The sequence below is a fragment of the Rheinheimera sp. genome (genome assembly GCF_036568245.1).
Lineage (GTDB): Bacteria > Pseudomonadota > Gammaproteobacteria > Enterobacterales > Alteromonadaceae > Alishewanella.
The window spans coordinates 1-7051 of record NZ_DATCSY010000127.1; the positions used below are offsets into that span (position 1 = coordinate 1).

Here is a 7051-nt window from a genome sequence, read left to right on the forward strand (position 1 = left end):
CATTGCCATGGCGGACTACCAGATGGAAAGCTTGTCGGCGCGGATAAACCGCGAATCTGCCGCTTTGGCGCGTAAAGTCTGTGATGAGGTTACTGCACGTGAACCAAACAAGCCGCGCTTTGTTGCCGGCGTGCTAGGGCCGACAAACCGCACAGCTTCTATCTCGCCGGATGTGAACGACCCGGGGTTTCGTAATGTCAGTTTTGAAGAGCTGGTCGATGCTTACACTGAATCTACCAGAGCGCTTATCGAGGGTGGTGCTGACATCATTATGCTTGAAACCATTTTTGATACGCTAAATGCCAAAGCTGCGGCTTTTGCGGTACTGCAGGTATTTGATGAGGTTGGCTTTAAGTTGCCGGTAATGATTTCCGGCACTATCACCGATGCCTCAGGCCGCACCTTGTCGGGGCAGACAACCGAAGCGTTTTATCATAGCCTGGCCCATGTTGAACCGGTGTGTTTTGGCCTTAACTGCGCCTTAGGGCCAGATTTATTGCGGCCATATGTTGAAACGCTGTCCGGCGTATCAGAAGCGTTTGTGTCGGTGCACCCCAACGCAGGTTTACCAAATGAGTTTGGTGAATACGATTTGGGCCCGCAGGAGATGGCCGCTGAAATTGCCGATTGGGCTAAGCAGGGCTTTTTAAACATTGTTGGTGGCTGCTGCGGTACGACACCTGAACATATCAAAGCGATAGCTGAAGCGGTTAAAACAGCGCCGCCCCGTCAGCCTAAAGCAGCTGCGCACAGTTTTCACTTAGCCGGCCTTGAAGCCTTTTCTCTGGAGTGGTGATGCAACAACAAGCCAGATTTATCAACGTCGGCGAGCGGACTAACGTTACCGGCTCGGCAAAATTTAAAAAGCTGATTTTAAACGGCGACTATGAAGCGGCGCTTGATGTGGCAAGACAGCAGGTCGAAAACGGCGCGCAAATCATAGATATCAATATGGATGAGGCGATGCTGGACAGCAAAGCTGCAATGGTGCGCTACCTGCAACTGCTGGCTGCAGAGCCCGATATTGCCCGCGTGCCGATTATGGTCGACTCATCCAAATGGGAAGTCATCGAGGCCGCACTGAAATGTATTCAGGGCAAAGCGGTGGTTAACTCCATTTCGTTAAAAGAAGGCGAAGCGCCATTTTTACATCAGGCCCGGTTGCTACGCCGTTATGGCGCCGCTGTTGTGGTAATGGCGTTTGACGAATCCGGTCAGGCCGATACCAAAGCGCGTAAAGTGGAAATTTGCCAGCGTGCTTATCACATCCTTACACAGCAAATTGGCTTTCCGCCACAAGACATTATTTTTGACCCTAACATCTTTGCTGTCGCCACCGGTATAGAAGAGCATAACAACTATGCGGTAGATTTTATTGAGGCTACCCGAGAGATAAAGCGGCTGTGCCCGTATGCCAAAATCTCCGGTGGTGTATCCAATGTGTCGTTTTCGTTTCGTGGCAATGACGCGGTGCGTGAGGCGATTCACTCGGTGTTTTTATACCATGCCATTGCTGCCGGCATGGACATGGGCATTGTCAATGCAGGTCAGCTGGCGGTATATGATGATATTCCGGCTTTGCTGCGCGAGCGGGTAGAGGATGTGATTCTTAACCGGCGTGACGATGCAACCGAACGCTTGCTGGAGATTGCCGCTCAGTTTAAAGGCGATGGCAGTGTTGCCGAAAAAGCTGATGATGCCTGGCGCAGCCTGCCGGTTAATAAGCGGTTGGAGCATGCCCTGGTAAAAGGCATCACTGATTTTATTGAACAAGACACCGAAGAAGCCCGCCAACAGGCAGAAAAGCCGCTGCACGTGATTGAAGGCCCGTTGATGGACGGTATGAACGTGGTAGGGGATTTGTTTGGTGAGGGCAAAATGTTCCTGCCGCAGGTGGTCAAATCGGCGCGGGTGATGAAAAAAGCGGTGGCTTATCTGCAACCTTATATCGAACAGGACAAAGCTGGCGGCCAGGCGCAGGGCAAAGTGCTGCTGGCAACGGTCAAAGGCGATGTACACGATATCGGTAAGAATATTGTTGGTGTAGTGCTGCAGTGTAACAACTTTGAAGTGATTGACCTTGGTGTGATGGTGCCTTGTGCAGAGTTATTGCGCGTCGCCAAAGAGCAAAATGTGGATGTAATCGGCTTATCCGGCCTGATTACGCCGTCACTGGACGAGATGGTGCATGTCGCCAAAGAAATGACCCGGCTGGGTTATACCCAACCGCTGTTGATAGGCGGAGCGACAACGTCCAAAGCACATACAGCAGTCAAAATTGAGCCTAACTACAGTCATGGCGTGGTGTATGTACCGAATGCTTCGCGCAGTGTGTCAGTAGTACAGGCGTTAATTGGTAAAGACAGCAAAGCAGATTATTTAGCGCGCATTAAAAATGAATATCAGGTTGCCCGTGAGCAACATGCGCGCTCAAGGCCCGGGCAAACACTGCTCAGCCTGGAGCAGGCAAGAGCAAACCGCTTTCAGCTCGATTTGAGCCGTGTTGCGCCAGCGCCAAAACTCGCTGGCGTACATTTGTGGCAGAACGTCGATCTGAATGTACTGCGCGATTACATTGACTGGACACCATTCTTTTTAACCTGGCAGTTGTCGGGTAAGTATCCAGCTATTCTGAACCATGCTGAAGTCGGCATAGAAGCACGAAAGCTGTTTAAAGATGCCAACACTATGCTCGATAAAATGATTGGTGAGGGCCATGTCAGCGGCAAAGCCATATTCGGTTTATTCCCGGCGAACAGCGATGGCGATGACATTGTGGTATACACCGATGAGAGTCGCAGCACTGAAAAAGCCCGCTTATATAATCTGCGTCAGCAGCTGCAACTGAGAAATAATGCGCCAAACTGCTGTCTGGCTGATTTTGTCGCGCCAGTTGACAGTGGTGTGGCGGATTATATCGGGGCTTTTGCCGTCAGCACCGGCTTTGGCGCTGACGAGCTGGCCGCCGAATATGCGGCAGCTCATGATGACTACAACAGTATTATGGTCAAAGCGCTGGCCGACCGTTTAGCCGAAGCGCTGGCCGAATACCTGCATTTAAAAGTGCGACGCGAGTATTGGGGCTATGCCGCCGACGAAAATCTGGATAATGAGCAGCTGATCCGTGAGTTGTATCAGGGGATCCGGCCGGCACCAGGTTATCCTGCGTGTCCGGAGCATACAGAAAAAGGTACACTTTGGCAGTTGTTGAATGTAGAAGCTAAAACGGGCATTCGTTTAACGGAAAGTTATGCCATGTGGCCCGGTGCGGCGGTAAGTGGTTGGTACTTCGCGCACCCGGACAGTAAGTACTTTGCTGTCAGTAAAATCGGTGCAGACCAGCTAAATGAGTACGCGCAGAAAAAAGGTTGGAATGAGCAGCAGGCTCAAAGCTGGCTGGCACCTAACCTTGGTTAAGTTATTGTAAAGCATCATAAGTATGTTGTTTCGGCCTTCGGGAAGAACTTGAAATTTATCCATACCGTCAGGTAAAACGGTCTAAGCTTTAACAAAACAAAGCTGGAGTCGTTGTCGATGCGTAAATGGATAATGTTAGCTTTAACCGTGCTGTGCAGTGGCCAGTTGAGCGCTGCACCGCTGAATGTATTGGTAGGGCAGAATAAATCGCCTTATATCCGGCTTGAGACGGTCAGTGGTTATGAGCTAGAACTGCTGCGCGAAGTTATCCGCCGGATGGGGCATGAAGCAGTCTTTGTCTTTGTGCCCAATTCCCGTATTCGCGCTTTGCTTGAAACCGGTAATGGTGATGTCGCGACGTTACAAGCGGTTACAGCCGATGAGCCGGGCGTATTTTTTTCCCAACCTTATATCCGATACCAAAACGTTGTTGTCAGCCGCAGTAATGATGAGCTGACGATACAACATCCGGCTGATTTGGCGGGTAAAACGGTGATTGCGTTTCAGGGCGCCAGTAAAGTGCTCGGTGCCGATTATCGCGATGCCGCTTTGCAGAATAAAAGCTACCAGGAAACGGTGGATCAGCGGGCACAGGTAGAAATGTTGCTGCAGGGGCGGGCCGCGGCGATAGTGCTTGATCGCAATATTTTTACCTATCATCAGCAGAACTCAGCAATGCCAGCAGCAGTGACAGTGCATGAGTTGTTTGATTCCACCTTGTACCGGGCGGCATTCCGTGACCCGGCGCTACAGCGTAGCTTTGATAAAGCTTTGCTGAGCGTGCTACTGGATAATTGGTATCAGCAATTGCAACTGAGCTATTTTATGCAGCTAAATCAGCAACTGCCTAACCGTTTTTATTGCGATGGGCCGACAGACAGTTACTGACCTTCTGTGCTGGCTGTGAGTATCAACTTAGCCATGTATGCAGCAGCGCCGCCAGCTTTGAAGCATCAATAGGTTTACTGATAAGGTCGTTCATCTGCGCCTGGTTGGCTTGTTGTCGCGTTGTATCAGAGCTATGGGCTGTCATGGCGATAACCGGTAACTTGCTAAGCCCGGGCAGTTGGCGTAGTTGTCTGGTGGTGTCAAACCCGTCGATACCCGGCATTTCAATGTCCATCAGTATCAGGGATACCGGCTCTGCCGTCAGGCACTGCAGCGCTTGTTCACCGCTGGTGGCAATCAACACTTTGTAACCCAGCTTCTGCAGAATAATTTGGGCCAGCGCCTGATTAAAGTAATTGTCCTCTACCAGTAAAATTGTATGCTTGCCAGATGCCATAGTGCTGGTGAGGGCAGGTGTGACAGCTCCGGTTGTGTGCTCTGCTGCGGCAGCAGTGTCAAACATCAGGCTGAAACTAAAGTTACTGCCCTGACCGGGGACACTGCTGACGTTCAGTTTGCCGCCCATCAATGTGACCAGGCGCTGACAAATCGTCAGGCCAAGGCCTGTACCGCCATATTTGCGGCTGATTGAGCTATCAGCCTGATTAAAAGCCGTAAACAGTTGTTGTTGCTGGTTTTCACTGATGCCGATGCCGGTATCTGTCACCGCAAAAAGCAGCTGATAATTGTCCTGTAGCACTGCCTGAGGGGTAACACTAAGTTTAATTTCACCCTGCTCAGTAAATTTTACCGCGTTACTTAGCAGGTTAATCAACACCTGTGACAGCCTCAGGGCATCGCCTGTCAGTTGGTCCGGCACATCGTCATCAAGTTGCAACACAAACTGCAGGCCTTTTTGCGATATTTGTGCACTGAACATATCACTGACCTGTGTCAGCGTGTCCCGCAGGCTAAATGCCGCTTGCTCCAGTTCCAGCTTGCCGGCTTCAATCTTTGAGAAATCAAGTATGTCATTGATTATGCTAAGCAATATTTTACCTGATGCCCGAATTTTATCGAGGTAGCTCTGCTGTGTTGCCGCGTCTTCACTTTGCTGTGCCAGCTGGGAAAACCCCAGTACGGCATTCAGCGGTGTACGCAACTCGTGGCTCATATTGGCCAGAAACTCACTTTTGGCCTGTGCAGCCGTTTCTGCACTCTGTTTTGCCTGTTGTAACTGCGCCATCGTCTGCTGCAGGTGTGCAGTACGCTCTTCCACCTGCCGGGTGAGCTCACGTTTTTCCTGGGTTAGGTGATAAGTGCGCCACTTCAGCAAAATGTACATCAATAATACGAACAGCAGGGCATAGCTGCCCCAGGCTGCAGTACTGAAGTACCAGGGGGCCGATATGTAGATATTCAGCTGATCAGATAATTGCAGATTGCCCTGGTGATCGCGGCTGCGCACCATAAACTGATAGTCTCCGGGTGCCAGGTTAGTGTAATCGCGGTAAAGCTCGTTGCTCCACAAAGACCAGTCTTTATCGTATCCTTGCAGCTTCACCTGAAACTGAGGCTGGAATAGGTGGCTGAAATTCGGGCTGGCGTATTCGAAGCGCAGCGCTGTGCTGTCGGGGGCAAGCGTCAGCCGTTTTGGCAAGGTTCCGCCACCGTAGACCGCCGGGCCATCAAGCGTTCTTAACTGGCGCAGCAAAGGCGGCTTAGGCGGCAGGTTGCGGTGCTCATTTATCGCAAAACGGAATATGCCTTCAGCACCGCCAAACCAGATCACGTTTTGCTCGTCGATTAACAGGGTATCCAGAGGGATATCCTGCAACGGCTTCAGTGCCGAGGCTTGCCAGCGATAGAAGCCTGCACTGTCGGCAAACAACACGCCAGCCTGACGTCTGCCGGTATCGTTATCCCATGTCAGTAGCCATAAGTTATTGTTCTTATCGGTCTGAGGATCCCGCACCCAGGGCTGAGAGTCTGTAAAGGCCAGAGATAACTGAGGGTCCAATGTAAATTGTTGTTGCTGCTCATCAAAACGATAGAAACCGGCAACCGTTGCAATCAATAACGCCTGTTTGTACCAGTAGACGCTGTTTCGGTTATTGCTGGGCAGGCCTTCATTACTGCTAAAACGCTTGATAGGCAAAGGCACGGAATTACCGCCCTGCCACTGGCCTGGCAGCGTTAGGCGGTATACCCCGTGTGCTAAAGTGCCCAACCAAAGCTCACCATCCGGCGTTTCAAGAATACTGTTCAGGTTACCCTGAACACCGGGAACCCGGCCTTCATCAAGCCAGCGTCCCTGTTCATAGCGCATGCTGGCCAGGCCATTTTGCAAACCGATATAAACGCGCTCTGGGGTGCGCAATGACTGATATAACACTTTACTTGCCAGTTCTGAGCGCCGAAGCAGAGTGACATCGCCTTGCTCAAGGGCATAAACGCCTTTGCTGTTTGCGATAAGCAGCTGCTGCTGATAGTTGATAAAATCCCAGGTTTGTTTTTGTATTTGGCTCACCGGCTCGAAGCGGTTTTGCGCATTACGCCGGTATAAACCGAGGCTGGTACCTGCATATAGTATGTTCTGGTGCTGATAAAGCGACAGCACATTGCCTTGCAGGCCGCTGGCATCACTGTAATAGGAGATGGCTGCAGACAGATCTATCCGGCTAAGTCCGTGATCAAGCGCCAGCCATAAGCCTTGCTGGTGGTCCTGATACAACGCCCTGACATTCTGATCGACCAATCCCAGAGCTGTGGTGATGTGGCTTTTTAACTTGCCATCAGCTGTCAG

4 protein-coding genes are annotated in these 7051 nt (G+C 51.1%); 3 read left to right on the forward strand and 1 reads right to left on the reverse strand.

Annotated elements, in window-relative coordinates; translation table 11 throughout:
* The 3 genes from VIN66_RS05620 to VIN66_RS05630 form a co-directional block, all read left to right on the forward strand.
* Positions 1–796 (forward strand): homocysteine S-methyltransferase family protein (locus tag VIN66_RS05620; protein WP_331923051.1); only part of this gene is annotated, 796 nt, incomplete at its 5' end.
* Positions 796–3417, forward strand: coding sequence for a methionine synthase (metH, locus tag VIN66_RS05625; RefSeq protein ID WP_331923052.1), 2622 nt, complete (start codon positions 796–798; stop codon positions 3415–3417). The genes VIN66_RS05620 and metH, both read left to right, overlap by 1 nt.
* A gap of 117 nt (positions 3418–3534) precedes the next feature.
* Positions 3535–4305: a substrate-binding periplasmic protein gene (locus tag VIN66_RS05630; protein ID WP_331923053.1), complete on the forward strand. Its 771-nt coding sequence runs from the start codon at positions 3535–3537 to the stop codon at positions 4303–4305.
* Positions 4306–4327: 22 nt separating this feature from the next.
* On the opposite strand, the gene VIN66_RS05635 is transcribed toward VIN66_RS05630, so the two are convergent.
* Positions 4328–7051, reverse strand: a 2724-nt coding sequence (locus VIN66_RS05635) for a hybrid sensor histidine kinase/response regulator (RefSeq protein ID WP_331923054.1), incomplete at its 5' end; no start/stop codon positions are given.

Bases quoted from the DNA above. Each gene is read 5' to 3' on its own strand.
- VIN66_RS05630 (WP_331923053.1), top strand. From the start codon at position 3,535: ATGCGTAAATGGATAATGTTAGCTTTAACCGTGCTGTGCAGTGGCCAG.
- metH (WP_331923052.1), top strand. From the start codon at position 796: ATGCAACAACAAGCCAGATTTATCAACGTCGGCGAGCGGACTAACGTT.